This is a genomic window from Yersinia sp. 2540 StPb PI (genome assembly GCF_052217165.1).
In the GTDB taxonomy this organism is placed as follows: Bacteria; Pseudomonadota; Gammaproteobacteria; order Enterobacterales; family Enterobacteriaceae; genus Yersinia; species Yersinia enterocolitica_E.
In genome coordinates this window covers 3,741,362-3,757,360 of sequence record NZ_JAZGQC010000001.1, presented here as the reverse complement: position 1 = coordinate 3,757,360, position 15,999 = coordinate 3,741,362, and the positions used below count along the sequence as shown (strand labels likewise).

The window sequence follows — 15,999 nt, the reverse complement described above, 5'->3', positions numbered from 1 at the left end:
GAGTGCAGAGCCATTTAAGTATTTTAACGATAATAATGCTGAAGCAATATTTAGCAACACACAGCAACAGGCAAGATTCAGAGAGGGTATATGTTAGATCTTTTGATTGGGATAGTCGTGGCCGTAGGTGTAGGCCGTTATATTATTAAAGGCTATTCAGCAACAGGTGTGCTGATGGTCGGTGGCTTACTGCTATTAATTATCAGTGCCTTGATGGGCAAGAATGTATTACCTGCCAGTGCGACCTCAACCGGCTGGCGGGCGACGGACATTGTTGAATATGTCAAAATCTTGCTGATGAGCCGTGGTGGCGATCTTGGCATGATGATCATGATGTTATGTGGCTTTGCGGCTTATATGACCCATATCGGTGCCAATGATGTCGTGGTTAAGATTGCCTCTAAACCACTGCAAATGATCAATTCCCCATACTTACTGATGGTTGCGGCTTATCTTGTGGCTTGCTTGATGTCGTTGGCGGTATCATCGGCAACCGGGTTGGGCGTGTTACTGATGGCGACACTGTTCCCAGTGATGGTTAACGTCGGTATCAGTCGGGGTGCCGCAGCTGCAATCTGTGCATCACCGGCGGCAATTATTCTCGCGCCAACCTCAGGCGATGTGGTACTGGCAGCGAAAGCCTCTGAGATGCCATTAGTCGATTTTGCTTTTAAAACCACCTTACCTATCTCTATTGCCGCGATTGTCTGCATGGCTATCGCGCACTTCTTCTGGCAGCGCTATCTGGATAATAAAAGTCAGGAAAAGCATGAGATGATGGATGTTAATGACATCACCACCAATGCGCCGGGTTTCTATGCCATTTTACCCTTTACCCCGATTATCGGCGTGCTGATATTTGACGGTAAATGGGGGCCGGAACTGCATATTATTACAGTGTTGGTGATTTGCATGCTGATTGCCGCCGTCATTGAATTCTTACGCAGCTTCAGTGCTAAAACAGTATTTACCGGCCTTGAGGTGGCTTATCGTGGCATGGCCGATGCGTTTGCTACTGTAGTAATGCTTTTGGTTGCCGCCGGGGTATTTGCACAAGGGTTGAGTACCGTTGGTTTTATCAGTGGTCTGATTGGGCTAGCTCAATCTTTTGGTACCGGTGGCATTATTATGATGCTGGTACTGGTGGTGATTACGATGCTGGCGGCTATGACCACCGGGTCAGGCAATGCGCCGTTCTATGCGTTTGTTGAATTGATTCCAAAACTGGCAGCTCAGATGGGGATAAATCCAGCCTATCTGGTTATTCCGATGCTACAGGCTTCAAATTTGGGGCGTACTTTATCCCCGGTTTCAGGCGTGGTGGTTGCTGTTGCTGGTATGGCAAAAATTTCACCATTTGAAGTGGTGAAACGCACCTCGGTACCGGTTTTAGTCGGGTTGGTGGTGGTGATTGTTGCCACTGAGATTCTGGTGCCTGTGCACTTGTAATCACAATCTATCACGATAAAAAAGCCGGGCGAGTTTACCCGGCTTTTACGCCAAATCACGACGGTTTATTACACTTCATAATCTGGGTCAGGCACTTTCAACGGTGTTATTTTTACCTTCAAGATACGATGGCTGCTGACTTCCAACGGCTCAAATAGGTAGTCACCAATTTTCATCTGTTCACCGACCTGCGGGATGCGCTGGGTATACTCCATGATTAACCCGGCCAAGGTGTGATATTCACGTTTATCATCGATAGGTAGCGGCAGATAGAGCACCAAATCTTCCAGCGGCATATAGCCATTCGCAATCCAGCAACCATCCTCGGTTTGCTGAATATCATGACGGGCATCCAACTCTTCACCGGCCACGGGCAGATTACCGGCAATGGTTTCCATCACATCGGTCAGGGTAACCACCCCTTCGATGGAACCAAATTCATCCACGACAAAGGCAAAATGCGTCTGTGCCTGACGGAACTGCTCTAATGCCATCAACAGCGAAACCTGCTCGGGGAAAATCAACGGTTGGCGAATCAATGCGCGTAAGTCGAGCTTTTCATCTGCTAACTGCTGCCTTAATAAATCAATGACGTGAATAACACCCAAGGGTTCATCGGTCGAACTATCTTCAGTAACCACAATTCGGGTATGCAAATTTTTTGTCAGCAACTGAGTCAGTTTCTCTGGCGGATCGTTAAGATCCAGATACTCAACATCATGCCGTGATGTCATGATGCTGCTCACGGTACGTTGCGCCAGCCCCAACACCCGTTCAATCATGCGGCGTTCCTGCTCATTGAACACCTCTTGGCCGACACTGGTATTATCAGCGATCAGGTTAGCAGTATGGTTATCCAGCTCGGCCTCTTCGTGTTTGCCACTTAGCATACGTAACACTGCTTCTGCGGTTCTTTCACGTAACGGTCTAACCGTTGACAAAAAGCGACGGCGATTGAATTGTGCGAATTGATTGAGCGATTCAATAATGACGGAGAAACCAATCGCAGCGTACAGATACCCTTTTGGAATATGGTAACCAAAGCCTTCAGCCACTAAGCTGAAACCGATCATCAGTAAGAAGCTCAGACAGAGTATGACAATGGTTGGATGCGCGTTGACAAAACGGGTTAATGGCTTACTGGCCAACAGCATCAAACCTATGGCAATACACACCGCAGCCATCATGACCGCGAGGTGGTCTACCATACCGACGGCAGTAATAACCGAATCGAGCGAGAATATGGCATCCAGCACCACAATTTGTGCGACGACCGGCCAGAACCGTGCGCCTTTGCGCTGCTGACCTTGATGCTGGTCCTTGCCCTCAAGCCGCTCGTTTAACTCCATGGTGGCTTTAAAGAGCAAGAATATCCCACCGACTAGCATGATTAAGTCACGGGCGCTGAACGGGTGGCCAGATAAGGTGACCAAGGGAGCCGTTAATGTGGCCAGCCATGAAATACTGGCTAACAGCACCAAACGCATCAACAGTGCGCACAGTAAACCGGTAACTCTGGCTTTATCTCGTTGATGACGTGGAAGCTTTTCTGCCAAAATGGCGATAAATATCAGGTTGTCAATGCCTAATACAATTTCGAGCACGACCAGCGTTGCCAGTCCTGCCCAAATAGTAGGATCTGCGATCCATTCCATATATCCAATTTCACCTTTGATTTCTACGGTTTATGCCGCCAAAGTGAATAATGGGCGCTGATAAGCTAAAATTCAACATCCAATCATGTAATAACCTACACTGATTGCAAATGGCGCAAATAATCAACAGCAACAAAAAGTGGAAAAGCATTGCTTAAATAGATTGAAAAACAATCAATTAAGCAGTTAAAGCATCCAGCCATGATATATATTTGTTCGGTTTATTCTTAAAATAGCTAAAAGAGTCTTATAAATCGGCAAATTACGGAAGGTTGGCTGAACAAAATGTTAATGTGGAATATAATACGGCATTAGGGCGTTAATTTTTTATTTTTCCCAGTTAACATGTATTAGTAACACATTGAAATAATATATAAATATAGGATAAGTAGGATTTGGAATACAGTCTTGCGCGGTCATATTGCTCGTATTACCAGATCGTATTTGTATCTATTCAAAGGCCTGCTTAATGGCCACTCCAGAAAAGGTATGGTAGATGGAAAAGAAATTGAAGGCTGTGATCCCTGTTGCCGGGCTTGGTACCCGAATGCTGCCAGCGACTAAAGCGATCCCAAAGGAAATGCTGCCGGTGGTGGATAAGCCTCTGATCCAATATATCGTTAATGAATGTGTGGCCGCCGGAGTAAAAGAGATAGTGCTGGTCAGCCATTCCTCTAAAAATGCGATAGAAAACCATTTTGATACATCATTTGAGCTGGAAGCTGCACTGGAATCACGTGTTAAGCGGCAGCTATTGCAAGAGATTAAGAATATCTGCCCGCCGGATGTCACTATCATGCAAGTGCGCCAAGGCCATGCCAAGGGCTTGGGGCATGCGGTATTATGTGCCCAACCGATGGTGGGTGATAACCCATTTATTGTGCTGCTGCCAGACGTTTTACTTGATGATTCAACAGCAGATTTATCTAAAGAAAATCTTGCCAGTATGATTAAGCGCTTTGAAGAGACCGGGCGTAGCCAGATCATGGTGGAGCCGGTGCCTAAAGCTGATGTTTCCAAGTACGGTATTGCTGATTGTGATCATGTGGCTTTGTCTCCGGGTGAAAGTACCCTAATGACGGCAGTGGTAGAGAAGCCCTCACTTGCTGATGCGCCTTCTAATCTTGCCGTGGTTGGGCGTTATGTATTGTCAAAAGACATTTGGCCGCTGCTGAAGAAAACGCCACGCGGGGCGGGTGATGAAATTCAGCTTACTGATGCCATTGCAATGTTAATGGAGCAAGAGGATGTTGAGGCTTTTCATATGACCGGTAAATCGCACGACTGCGGGGACAAATTGGGTTATATGAAAGCTTTTGTCACTTATGGCGTGCGCCATAACACCGAGGGCGAGAGCTTTACCGCCTGGCTGAAACAGCAAATTGACTAACTTCAGCTTAGCGGCTGAGTAGGAATAGATTTTAAATTCGCTTCAAGAAATCAGTAGGTTAATTATGACCAAATTGAAAGCAGTGATCCCAGTTGCCGGTTTAGGTATGCGAATGCTTCCCGCGACTAAAGCCATTCCAAAAGAAATGCTGCCTATTGTCGATAAACCATTGATCCAATATGTGGTCAACGAATGTGTTGCTGCTGGTATTAAAGAAATCATTCTGATAACCCATTCTTCGAAAAATGCGGTAGAAAACCATTTCGATACGTCTTATGAGCTGGAAGCCATGTTGGAAGCGCGTGTGAAACGTCAGCTATTGGATGAGGTACAATCTATCTGTCCACCGGGTGTGACTATCATGCATATCCGTCAAGGGCATCCTGAAGGTTTGGGGCATGCGGTGTTGTGTGCCAAACCGCTAGTAGGTGACTCACCATTTGCGGTGTTGTTGCCAGATGTCTTGATTGATGACGCAAAATCGGATTTAACCCGTGATAATTTGGCTCAGTTGGTTAGACGTTTCGAAGAGACCGGTACGAGCCAAGTGTTGGTTCACTCGGTCGAACCTGAGGCGTTATCGAACTATTCGGTCATTTCTTGTGAAAAAGCGGATCTGGCACCGGGTGAAAGTAGCCGAATTAACGCAATGGTTGAGAAACCGCAAAGTCCGGCTGACCTCAAATCCAATCTGTCGGCAGTAGGGCGTTATGTCTTATCTGCGGATATTTGGCCAATGCTGGAAAAAACCAAGCCTGGTGCTTGGGGCCGTATCCAACTGACCGATGCCATTGATGCTCTGGCTGCGATTAAACCAGTCGAAGGTGTGGCATTAACCGGCCAATCCTATAATTGTGGCGAGAAGCTCGGATATATGCAGGCTTATGTCGCCTACGGCCTGCGTCACCCCAAACAAGGTGCAGAATTTAAAGCCTGGTTGAAAGAGTTCGTGGCATAAGCCAATTTCAGCAGCAATGAAAAGCAATCCATGGGGTTGCTTTTTTTGTCTATAAACCAGCCAGGTCAATTGAGTCAAATCGGTTTGCACTTTACCAAAGCAAACGTGTGCGAACAGCAACTGGTCAGTTGTGCTATCTATCGCACCAATCACTACCCAGCTGACATAATCCTGAGTTAACATGTTTCCCACATCAAAAACCTGTTGGCCTCAAGGCCGGTAACAGGTGTCATCCTTCAGACAGGAGTTTTTTAATGTCCAAACAACAGATTGGCGTTGTCGGTATGGCGGTGATGGGCCGTAACCTGGCGCTCAACATCGAAAGTCGTGGCTATTCCGTTTCTATCTTTAACCGTTCATCAGACAAAACCGACGAAGTGGTTGCCGAGAACCCAGGTAAAAATCTGGTGCCGAGTTATACCGTGGAAGATTTTGTTGATTCATTGGAAAAACCGCGTCGCATCCTGCTGATGGTGAAAGCGGGTGAAGCCACTGATAAGACTATCGCTTCACTGACTCCACATCTGGATAAAGGTGACATTCTGATTGATGGTGGTAATACTTATTACAAAGACACCATCCGCCGTAATCGTGAACTTTCTGCGCAAGGCTTCAACTTTATCGGTACTGGTGTTTCCGGTGGCGAAGAGGGCGCATTGAAAGGCCCATCTATCATGCCAGGTGGCCAGAAAGAAGCCTACGAACTGGTTGCGCCTATCCTTGAGAAGATTGCTGCCCGTGCTGATGACGGTGATGCTTGTGTGGCGTATATCGGTGCCGATGGTGCCGGCCATTACGTTAAAATGGTTCACAACGGCATTGAATACGGTGACATGCAATTGATCGCAGAAGCTTATTCCCTGTTGAAACAGTCTTTAGGTTTAAGCAACGAAGAGCTGGCTAGCACCTTTGCTGAGTGGAACAAGGGAGAGCTGAACAGCTACCTGATTGATATCACCAAAGATATCTTCACCAAAAAAGACGAAGCCGGTAAATATCTGGTCGATGTGATTCTGGATGAAGCGGCGAACAAAGGCACCGGTAAATGGACCAGCCAAAGTTCTCTGGATTTGGGTGAGCCATTAACACTGATCACTGAGTCTGTGTTTGCTCGCTATTTGTCTTCTCTGAAAGATCAGCGCGTAGCTGCCTCTAAAGTACTGACTGGCCCTAAAGTGCAGCCTTTTGTCGGTGATAAAGCTGAATTTATCGAGAAAATCCGTCGTGCGTTGTATCTGGGTAAAATCGTCTCTTATGCTCAGGGCTTCTCTCAACTGAAAGCCGCTTCTGACGAAAATAACTGGGATTTGCATTACGGTGAGATAGCCAAGATTTTCCGTGCGGGTTGTATTATCCGTGCACAATTCCTGCAAAAAATCACTGATGCATATGCAGAAAATGCAGATATTGCTAATTTGCTGTTGGCACCTTACTTCAAGCAGATCGCTGATGAATACCAGCAAGCACTGCGTGATGTAGTGTCTTATGCAGTTCAAAACGGTATCCCAACACCAACATTCTCTGCGGCGATTAATTATTACGATAGCTACCGTTCAGCTGTACTGCCAGCCAACTTGATTCAGGCACAGCGCGACTATTTCGGTGCGCATACCTATAAGCGTACTGATAAAGAAGGTGTGTTCCATACCGAGTGGATGGAGTAATCCTTTTAACGGATTACGCTTTGTCTTAATTTTTTTGGCAAAGAGGATTCGATGACTTAAAACCGGTGGAATGCTCAGAAGAGTAAAGCGTCCGCGCCAGGACGGTGCGGCTCGAGCCTCCAGGGATGGATTAATGGCGTCTTTACGATCTGAGTGTTTCTCCTGTCTTACTGCGGGCAACCAAAACTTCAGTATTTGATATTTGCCTTAATAAAAACGCCCTCGATGCTGAGTCGAGGGCGTTTTTTTGCCAATAAGAAAGCTAACTCGAAAATTACTTCTCGTGGCGTTCGCGCAGACGGCCAATCACTTTACTCAGATTCAAATCTTGGTCTTGCAACAACACCAGTAGGTGATAGATCAAATCCGATGCTTCGTTGGTCAACTCTTCACGGTCATTCACTGTTGCGGCGAGGGCGGTTTCTACCCCTTCTTCCCCCACTTTTTGTGCGATACGCTTAGTGCCGCTGGCATACAGCTTGGCGGTGTAAGAACTGGCTGGATCGGCTGATTTACGTGAGGCTAATAACTGCTCTAACTGGTACAGGAAGCCCCAATCGCTGGCCGCCGGGGCGAAGCAACTGTTATTGCCTAAATGACAGGTTGGGCCAACAGGATTAGCCAGAATGAGCAGGGTATCATTGTCGCAGTCAGGATAGATATTCACTACATTCAGCACGTTACCGGAGCTTTCGCCCTTGGTCCACAAACGTTGTTTGGTGCGAGAGAAAAAGGTAACCTTGCCGGTTTGCTGTGTCACCGTCAGTGCGGCCTGATTCATATACCCCATCATCAGAACTTCACCGGAAATGGCATGCTGAACGATGGCTGGCATCAGATTGTCGACTTTATCCCAATCCAGTTGGGCAATTTGTTGTTCGCTTAACACACTCTTATCTCCACGCCTTGTTCAGACAAATACTTTTTCAATTCGCCGATATTAATGATTTGTTTATGGAACACCGAGGCTGCCAGCGCACCATCGACATCTGTGTCACGGAAAGCCTCAAGGAAGTGTTCTGGGGTACCTGCACCGCCAGAGGCTATCAACGGAACATGGCAGATGGCTCGCATCTGTTTCAACTGACGTAAATCGTAGCCGTTGCGCACGCCATCTTGGTTCATCATATTCAGCACAATCTCACCGGCTCCACGTAACTGGACCTCTTTGATCCAATCCTCGGTCTGCCAGGTGGTGGCTTTGGTCCGTTTTTCATCGCCGGTAAATTGATAAACCTGATAACTGTCACTTTCCGCGTCATACCAAGTATCAATACCGACGACAATGCATTGTACGCCATAGCGGTCGGCCAAACGGGTAATTAAGGTCGGATCTGCCAGCGCCGGTGAGTTGATAGAGATTTTATCGGCACCGAAGGTCAGGATCTGACCTGCATCTTCAACGCTTTTAATCCCACCCGCCACGCAGAAAGGAATATCAATCACTTCTGCGACCCGCGATACCCAGCTTTTATCGACCACACGGCCGTCAGATGACGCAGTAATATCGTAAAACACCAGCTCGTCGGCACCTTCTTGTGCATAACGCTGCGCCAGTGGCACGATGTCGCCGATGATTTCGTGATTACGGAACTGGACGCCTTTGACCACTTGGCCGTCTTTCACATCCAGACAAGGGATTATACGTTTTGCCAGCATGCGATCGCCTCCTTCACGTTAAACTTGCCGTCCAATAGCGCGCGGCCCACAATCACACCTTGCACACCACTGCCACGCAGGCGGGCAATATCATCCAGACAACCGATACCACCGGAAGCCTGGAATGCCACTTGTGGGTAGCGCTGGCACACTTCCTGATACAGTTCTACATTGGAACCACTCAGGGTGCCATCGCGGGAAATGTCAGTACACAACACATGTTTTAGGCCAAACGGCAGGTATTGCTCGACGATTTGTTCCAGCGTAGCATCTGAGTTTTCCTGCCAACCGCTGATAGCCACCTGTTTGCGACCCGCCTCATTAATTCGGACATCCAGCGCTAATACAATGGCTTCAGCGCCATAGCGCTCAAACCACTGTTGCACCATTTCTGGCTGCTTAACGGCTGTCGAACCCACAACAACCCGTGTTGCACCGGCTTCCAGCAGTGCGACCACATCTTGTTCGTTACGGATACCGCCGCCCACCTGCACCGGGACATCCACACCAGCCAGTAACTCGCGCAGCAAGGGGATCTGACGGGCTGCCGGATCTTTGGCCCCGGTAAGATCGACCAGATGTAACACCTGAGCGCCTTGCTGCTGATAATCCTGTAAGCGAGGCAGTGGGTGATTACCGTAATCACGCTGCTGGCCGTAATCGCCCTGATGCAAACGCACCACCTTGCCTTCGATCAAATCCAACGCAGGAATAATCATGGTGCTCACATCTCCAGAAAGTTTTTCAGCAATTGGGCTCCAGCCGCACCGGAGCGTTCCGGATGAAACTGCACGCCAAAGAAGTTGTCTTTTTCTACTGCGGCGGTAAACGGCTCGCCGTAATTGGCCTGGGCGATGGTATCTGGGCATATTGGCATTGCATATCCGTGCACAAAGTAGAAATAGGTCCCATCCGGGATCCCACGAAACAGATGATTACCCGCTTGTGGGGTAATTTGATTCCAGCCCATGTGCGGCAGCGGTAAACCAAAATCCATCATCTGTTTTACCGGCGTATCAATAATACCGAGAGTTTCAATGCCACCACTCTCCTCGCTGCTGGTCGCCAGCAACTGCATTCCCAGGCAGATACCCAATACCGGCTGAGTACAGCTCTTAATCAGTTCGATAAGTTCGCGTTCTTTTAACTGCTCCATTGCTGCATGGGCAGTACCGACACCTGGCAGGAAAAGCTTATCTGCACGCAGTACAATCTCAGGGTCACGGCTGATAACGGGTGCATAACCCAAACGTTGCACCGCATAGGTGACAGAGGAGAGGTTGGCGCACCCTGTATCCAGAATCACCACATTCATTACAGCACTCCTTTGGAACTTGGCAGGGTATTGCCCTCAACGCGGATCGCCTGACGTAAAGTACGACCAAACACTTTAAACAGGCTCTCGACCCGGTGGTGATCGTTACGGCCTTTGGTTTTCAAGTGCAGGGTACAGGCCATGGCATAAGAGAGGGAGCGGAAGAAGTGCTCAACCATCTCAGTGCTCAGGTCACCCACGCGCTGGTAGTTAAATTCCGCTTTGTATTCCAGATGCGGGCGGCCGGAAATATCTAGCGCGCAGCGCGCCAGACACTCGTCCATTGGCAAGACAAAACCAAAACGGCCAATACCGCGTTTGTCACCGAGCGCGTTGTTAATCGCTTCGCCCAGTGCCAGTGCCGTATCTTCTACGGTGTGGTGGTCATCAATGTAGAGGTCACCGCTGACCTGAATATCCATACGGAAACCGCCGTGAGTGGCGATTTGATCCAGCATATGGTCGAAGAAGCCCACGCCAGTTTTGATCTTGCTGCCCCCTTCACGATCGAGCCACACATTTACATCAATTGCCGTCTCTTTGGTGACACGGTTAACATAGGCATGACGGTCTCGTTGGGTTAGCTGCTTGGCAATCTGCGACCAGTTCAAACCATCACGCTGATAACGCAAGCCGCTGATGCCCATATTGTGAGCCAATTGCAGGTCAGTTTCTCGGTCGCCGATAACATAGCTATTAGCACTATTCATTACGCCTTCAGCCAGATAACTTTCTACCAACTCGGTTTTCGGCTTACGGCAAGTACAATTATCCGCAGGTAGGTGCGGGCAAATTAGCACTTGCTCGAAATTGACGCCCTGAGAGCTAAATATTTGCATCATCAGGTTATGGGGAGGATCAAACGTTTCCTGTGGGAAACTGTGGGTACCCAAGCCATCTTGATTGGTTATCATCACCAAACGATAATCCGCTTTTTGCAGTGCCAGCAAGGCCGGGATCACTTCTGGCTCCAGCGCCAGTTTGTCCAGCCGGTCAACCTGAAAGTCTTCCGGTGGCTCAGCAATCAGGGTGCCGTCTCTGTCAATAAAAAGAAATTTCTGGCTCATATCGTTTCCTTACGCAGGCTGGAGGTATTAGTGCTATTGGGGCTATTGATACCGGGCAGGGGAGCAAGGGCGGCAATCACTCGCTCACACTCCTGACGGGTGCCTACCGTAATGCGCAGGCAGTTGGATAACCCAGGTTGCTTATTTTGGTCACGCAGGATGATGCCTTGGTCCCACAGTGTTTTGAATACATTGCTGGCGGCGGTAAAACGGGCCAGTAAATAGTTACTTTCACTGGTAAATACCTGCTCAACACAGGCACAGTCTTGCAGCGCGCTTTGTAACCATGCGCGGTTAGTCCGTACTTCGTTTACCCGCTGGCGCATTTGCTCAAGACCTTGTGGGCTGAGCGCTTGTGCAGCAATATCGGCCACCGGTGTAGACAACGGATAGGGCGCGATCACTTTCAGCAACAATTGGATGATATCGCTGTTGGCCAAGGTAAAGCCACAACGTAAACCGGCCAATGCAAAAGCTTTCGATAAGGTGCGCAAAATGACTAAATTCGGATAATCTTTTAGCCAACCGCTTACCGAGGCCTGTGGGCAGAACTCGATATAGGCTTCATCGATAGCCACGATAGCGCGACCTTGCGCCAGTTCCAGCACTTCACGCAGAGAGGCTGGGTTGATTAAATTGCCAGTTGGGTTATTTGGGCTGCAAACATAGATCAATTTCACCCGATCCAGGTTTTCTTTAATTGCCGGTAGATCTAACTGCCAGTCCGCGGTGGTTTGCACGGTACGCAATTCAACACCAAAGGTTTCGGCGCTGACGGCATACATACCATAGGTTGGCGGGCAGAAGAGTATCGCATCTTCACCCGGTTCACAGAATGCACGGATTAGCAGCTCAATACCTTCATCGGCACCACGGCTGACTAACACTTGATCAGTTGCTAAACCGGCATAGGCGGCATAACGCTCAATCACCTGTTTCGGCTGACATTCTGGATAGCGATTGAAGTTTTGTGCCGTAAGTTGGTATTCGGTCGCTAGCGGGTATTCGTTGGCATTAAGCCAAACATCGCCATTACCGCCCAAACGGCGGGCAGACATATAAGGGGTCAGGGCACGGACATTGGCACGGGCCAAATCGGTGACGTTGGTAGATTGGCTCATGCTTGCTCCTTTTGGGCGGCTGTCAGGGCCGCAACACGTAGGGTAACGGCGTTTTTGTGGGCGGTGAGTTGTTCGGCTTGCGCTAAAATTTCGATAGTCGAAGCCAGACCCAGCAAGCCCTGCGGTGTTAATTGCTGTACTGTCATTCGCTTAACAAAATCGGCCAGACCCAAACTGGAATAAGTTGAGGTATAACCATAAGTCGGTAACACGTGGTTGGTACCGGAGGCATAATCACCCGCAGATTCCGGCGACCAGTCACCCATAAAGACTGAACCGGCATTATTAATCTGATCGATAATGTCTTCCGGCTGACGGATTTGCAAAATTAAGTGTTCTGGGCCGTATTGGTTACTGATATCAATACATTGTTGCAAATCTTTGGTGACGATCAAACGGCTGCTTTCCAGTGCCTGACGAGCGATATCAGCGCGCGATAACAATTTAAGTTGCTGCTCTACCTCAACAGCGACTGCTTGGGCAATGGCGGCATCCGGGGTCAGTAATACCACTTGTGAATCCGGCCCGTGCTCCGCTTGAGACAGCAAATCAGAGGCAATAAACGCCGGTGTAGCACCACTGTCGGCAATAACCAACACTTCTGACGGGCCAGCTGGCATGTCAATTGCAGCACCATCCAAACGTTGGCTTACCTGACGCTTCGCTTCAGTGACATACGCGTTGCCGGGGCCAAAAATCTTGTTCACTTTCGGTATTGATTCGCTACCGAATGCCATGGCAGCAATCGCTTGTGCTCCACCAATCTGGAACACTTCATTAATCCCACACAGTTGCGCGGCATACAGTATTTCATCGGCAATCGGCGGCGGGGAACATAAAATGACCCGCTGGCAACCGGCAATGCGTGCTGGGGTACCGAGCATGAGTACGGTAGACAGCAGCGGGGCGGAACCACCGGGAATATACAAGCCGACGGAGGCAATCGGACGGGTGATTTGCTGGCAGCGTACGCCCGGTTGCGTTTCAACATCCACCACGGGCATTTTCTGCGCGTTGTGGAAGATTTCAATATTACATACTGCTTGCGCCATGGCTTGTTTAATGTCGTCATTCAAGCGCCCGACGGCGGCAGTTATCTCATCGCTACTGATGCGGATATTGGTAACCTGCACCGTATCAAAGCGTTGGCTGAAATCACGCAAGGCACTGTCACCCTCGGCTTTCACCCGATCAAGGATTTCGCTGACGGTTGCGGTGATTCTGTCAGAGGCATTAATTGCCGGGCGGCTCAACAGCGATTTTTTCTGCTCTTCGCTGCATTGCTGCCAGTCGATTAGGGTATTGAAATTCGTCGGCTGCATCAGTTACTCCATCATTTTTTCAATCGGTAATACCAGAATGGAGCTGGCACCTAACGCTTTCAGCTTTTCCATGGTTTCCCAGAACAGCGTCTCGCTACTGACCATGTGCATGGCGACACGGCTCTTATCACCGGCCAATGGCAGAATAGTAGGGCGCTCGGCACCTGGCAGCAGAGTAATGATTTCGTCCAAACGTTCACTGGGTGCATGCATCATGATGTATTTGGATTCACGTGCTTGAATAACGCCCTGAATTCGGGTCATCAGGCGATCAATCAGTTGTTGCTTATCGGCTGGCATTTCGCCATCACGCTGAATCAGGCACGCTTTGGAGCGGTAAATGACTTCAACTTCGCGCAGGCCGTTGGCTTCCAGGGTGGCACCGGTTGACACCAAATCACAGATAACATCCGCCAAACCGGCACGTGGTGCTACTTCAACGGAACCGTTCAGTAAACAAGATTTAAAGGTAACCCCTTGTTTATCAAGGTATTGCTTTAAAATGTGTGGGTAAGAGGTGGCGATGCGCTTATTTTGCAGGCATTGCGGGCCGGTATACTCGGTATCCAGTGAGGCTGCCAGTGACAGGCGACAGCCACCGAAATCCAGGCGGCGTAAGGTGAAGTAACGGGGATCTTCGCCTTGAGCACGGCGGCTCAGTAACTCTTCTTCCAGCACGTTTTCGCCAATAATCCCCAGATCAACCACCCCATCCATCACCAGTCCTGGGATATCGTCATCACGTACTCGCAGGATATCGATTGGCATATTTTCTGCAAAAGCGATCAGGCGCTGTTGTTGCAAATTGATTTTAATCCCGCAGCGCGATAACAATTCATGGCAATCATCACTCAGGCGGCCTGATTTCTGCATTGCAATGCGTAAACGTGTTTTATCCAGCATGGTAAATCCTCAATCTATTAATTAATCATATAAAATGATGAGCAACAAAAAAGCCCTCGGAAGATAATCTTCCGAGGGCTTTCTCTATTGCGTTCTACCGCCACCTGGAAGATTCGTTAACCGTCTTCCAGCACACATCGGCCTGCAAGACTAGTCAGGATGATGGTGATGATGGTGATTAAATTGAACGCAGTTCATAATAATTTCTCTGTTTGGGCGGTTTTGAGCAAATCAAAATAGCCTTGATGTATCCATATAGCCATGACGTGGCATAACTTCTGTCAATCAACCTAAACCATCTGCTCGGTAGCGCGCAACCTTTTTTTCGCCTGATGCATTTATTTCACCCTGGAAGGGTGCGGCTTATCAACCAGTAATGGTTTTCTACTTAGTCATTATCACTTTGTTTTATGTCAGTATAAGCATGAAATATTTACCCAGCGTCATTATACCGATTTATAGAAAGAGGCCCATAATAGAGAGTAATTGTTAGGTAACAGTAGTTGGCGTAACTTATGCGTATTACGTGTGTTATCGGTATACACCCGTCATACTTCAAGCTGCATGTGCATTAGCCGCCTTCCTGCAACTCGAATTATTTAGGGTATAGGTTATCGGTATGAATCCGTGGAGAGCAATTGAAATGAAGAAAGTAGCCATTATTGGGTTGGGCTGGCTGGGGATGCCATTGGCGCAATCATTAATCCGTCGTGGAATACAAGTGGTTGGCAGTAAGACTACGCCAGATGGTGTCGATGCCGCCAGAATGAGCGGAGTTGATTGTTTTCAATTGCAACTGACACCGGAACTGATTTGCTCTCCAGACGATCTGGAGCAACTGATGACCGCTGATGCTTTGGTCATTACCTTACCTGCCAGCCGCACCGCCGAACGTGGGGAACAATATCTTCAGGCGGTACAGATGGTGGTCGACAGCGCATTGGCTTTCGGTATGCCGCGCATTATTTTTACCAGTTCTACCTCGGTGTATGGCGAAACCCGTGGCCGAATCAAAGAGAGTTCACCGCTTCAACCGGTGACCACTGCCGGTAAAACACTGATGGAGCTAGAGCTTTGGTTGCATAAGTTACCCAATACTTCGGTGGATATCTTGCGCCTTGCCGGGCTAGTGGGCACCGATCGCCATCCTGGCCGTTTTCTGGCAGGGAAATGCGGTGTGCAAGGCGGCTCACTGGGGGTTAACCTGGTGCATCAGGAAGATGTTATTTCAGCCATCGAGTTGTTGCTTAAGCTGCCAAGGGGAGGCCATATTTATAATTTGTGTGCGCCACACCATCCCGCCAAGCGTGATTTCTATCCTGAGTGCGCGCGAGCATTACAATTGACGCCACCGGAGTTTGCTCCCGAGGATATTGAGGAAGCACCACGTGAGATTGATGGCAGCAAAATTTGTAGCGAGCTGGGGTTTGAGTATCAATATCCAGACCCAAATCGAATGCCTTTGAATTAATTATCTTATCGGCTACTGAGCGTTT

The 15,999-nt window shown here is 48.7% G+C and carries 15 protein-coding genes and 1 other annotated feature; of the genes, 5 read left to right on the top strand and 10 right to left on the bottom strand.

Translation table 11 applies throughout. The features are described from left to right. The first annotated feature begins 90 nt into the window (after window positions 1-90). Entirely contained in the window at window positions 91-1,449 is a 1,359-nt protein-coding gene (dcuC, locus tag V1956_RS17490) for an anaerobic C4-dicarboxylate transporter DcuC (protein WP_005187706.1), read from the top strand. A 68-nt stretch (window positions 1,450-1,517) separates the two neighbouring features. Here dcuC and V1956_RS17485 read toward each other — a convergent pair whose 3' ends face one another. Then, complete coding sequence (locus V1956_RS17485; RefSeq protein WP_372558460.1) at window positions 1,518-3,104, bottom strand: TerC family protein; 1,587 nt, start codon at window positions 3,102-3,104, stop codon at window positions 1,518-1,520. Window positions 3,105-3,600: 496 nt separating this feature from the next. On the opposite strand from V1956_RS17485, the gene galU (V1956_RS17480) reads away from it, so the two are divergent. The 3 genes from galU (V1956_RS17480) to gndA all read left to right on the top strand — a co-directional run bounded on the left by galU (V1956_RS17480) (window position 3,601) and on the right by gndA (window position 7,116). Then, on the top strand, window positions 3,601-4,494 hold the full coding sequence (gene galU / locus V1956_RS17480; protein WP_372568912.1) for a UTP--glucose-1-phosphate uridylyltransferase GalU: 894 nt from the start codon (window positions 3,601-3,603) through the stop codon (window positions 4,492-4,494). A gap of 64 nt (window positions 4,495-4,558) precedes the next feature. Further along, window positions 4,559-5,452: a UTP--glucose-1-phosphate uridylyltransferase GalU gene (galU, locus tag V1956_RS17475; RefSeq protein ID WP_420075412.1), complete on the top strand. Its 894-nt coding sequence runs from the start codon at window positions 4,559-4,561 to the stop codon at window positions 5,450-5,452. 254 nt (window positions 5,453-5,706) lie between these two features. After that, entirely contained in the window at window positions 5,707-7,116 is a 1,410-nt protein-coding gene (gene gndA, locus V1956_RS17470; protein WP_420070924.1) for an NADP-dependent phosphogluconate dehydrogenase, read from the top strand. A gap of 274 nt (window positions 7,117-7,390) precedes the next feature. Here gndA and hisIE read toward each other — a convergent pair whose 3' ends face one another. The 9 genes from hisIE to hisL all read right to left on the bottom strand — a co-directional run bounded on the left by hisIE (window position 7,391) and on the right by hisL (window position 14,701). Further along, on the bottom strand, window positions 7,391-8,005 hold the full coding sequence (gene hisIE, locus V1956_RS17465; RefSeq protein ID WP_372558472.1) for a bifunctional phosphoribosyl-AMP cyclohydrolase/phosphoribosyl-ATP diphosphatase HisIE: 615 nt from the start codon (window positions 8,003-8,005) through the stop codon (window positions 7,391-7,393). Continuing rightward, entirely contained in the window at window positions 7,999-8,775 is a 777-nt protein-coding gene (gene hisF / locus V1956_RS17460) for an imidazole glycerol phosphate synthase subunit HisF (RefSeq protein ID WP_083159333.1), read from the bottom strand. Before hisF ends, hisIE begins: the two co-directional genes overlap by 7 nt. Beyond that, window positions 8,757-9,494, bottom strand: coding sequence for a 1-(5-phosphoribosyl)-5-[(5-phosphoribosylamino)methylideneamino]imidazole-4-carboxamide isomerase (hisA, locus tag V1956_RS17455; RefSeq protein WP_005187731.1), 738 nt, complete (start codon window positions 9,492-9,494; stop codon window positions 8,757-8,759). Before hisA ends, hisF begins: the two co-directional genes overlap by 19 nt. Before the next feature lie 5 nt (window positions 9,495-9,499). After that, window positions 9,500-10,090: an imidazole glycerol phosphate synthase subunit HisH gene (gene hisH, locus V1956_RS17450; RefSeq protein ID WP_420074899.1), complete on the bottom strand. Its 591-nt coding sequence runs from the start codon at window positions 10,088-10,090 to the stop codon at window positions 9,500-9,502. After that, the gene (gene hisB / locus V1956_RS17445) at window positions 10,090-11,157 is read right to left on the bottom strand and encodes a bifunctional histidinol-phosphatase/imidazoleglycerol-phosphate dehydratase HisB (RefSeq protein ID WP_049603572.1); all 1,068 of its coding nucleotides are present in this window, start codon (window positions 11,155-11,157) and stop codon (window positions 10,090-10,092) included. The genes hisH and hisB overlap by 1 nt, the downstream gene beginning before the upstream one ends. Continuing rightward, window positions 11,154-12,278, bottom strand: coding sequence for a histidinol-phosphate transaminase (gene hisC / locus V1956_RS17440; protein WP_442825420.1), 1,125 nt, complete (start codon window positions 12,276-12,278; stop codon window positions 11,154-11,156). The genes hisB and hisC overlap by 4 nt, the downstream gene beginning before the upstream one ends. Beyond that, the gene (hisD, locus tag V1956_RS17435; RefSeq protein ID WP_442825419.1) at window positions 12,275-13,600 is read right to left on the bottom strand and encodes a histidinol dehydrogenase; all 1,326 of its coding nucleotides are present in this window, start codon (window positions 13,598-13,600) and stop codon (window positions 12,275-12,277) included. Before hisD ends, hisC begins: the two co-directional genes overlap by 4 nt. Window positions 13,601-13,603: 3 nt before the next feature. After that, complete coding sequence (gene hisG, locus V1956_RS17430; RefSeq protein ID WP_004388789.1) at window positions 13,604-14,503, bottom strand: ATP phosphoribosyltransferase; 900 nt, start codon at window positions 14,501-14,503, stop codon at window positions 13,604-13,606. 44 nt (window positions 14,504-14,547) lie between these two features. Then, window positions 14,548-14,678: a sequence feature (His leader region), on the bottom strand. Beyond that, the gene (gene hisL / locus V1956_RS17425) at window positions 14,654-14,701 is read right to left on the bottom strand and encodes a his operon leader peptide (RefSeq protein WP_105877057.1); all 48 of its coding nucleotides are present in this window, start codon (window positions 14,699-14,701) and stop codon (window positions 14,654-14,656) included. Its footprint overlaps the feature before it by 25 nt. 445 nt (window positions 14,702-15,146) lie before the next feature. Here hisL and V1956_RS17420 point away from each other — a divergent pair, with 445 nt between their 5' ends. Then, entirely contained in the window at window positions 15,147-15,974 is an 828-nt protein-coding gene (locus V1956_RS17420; protein WP_372559861.1) for an SDR family oxidoreductase, read from the top strand. The last annotated feature ends 25 nt before the right edge of the window (window positions 15,975-15,999 follow it).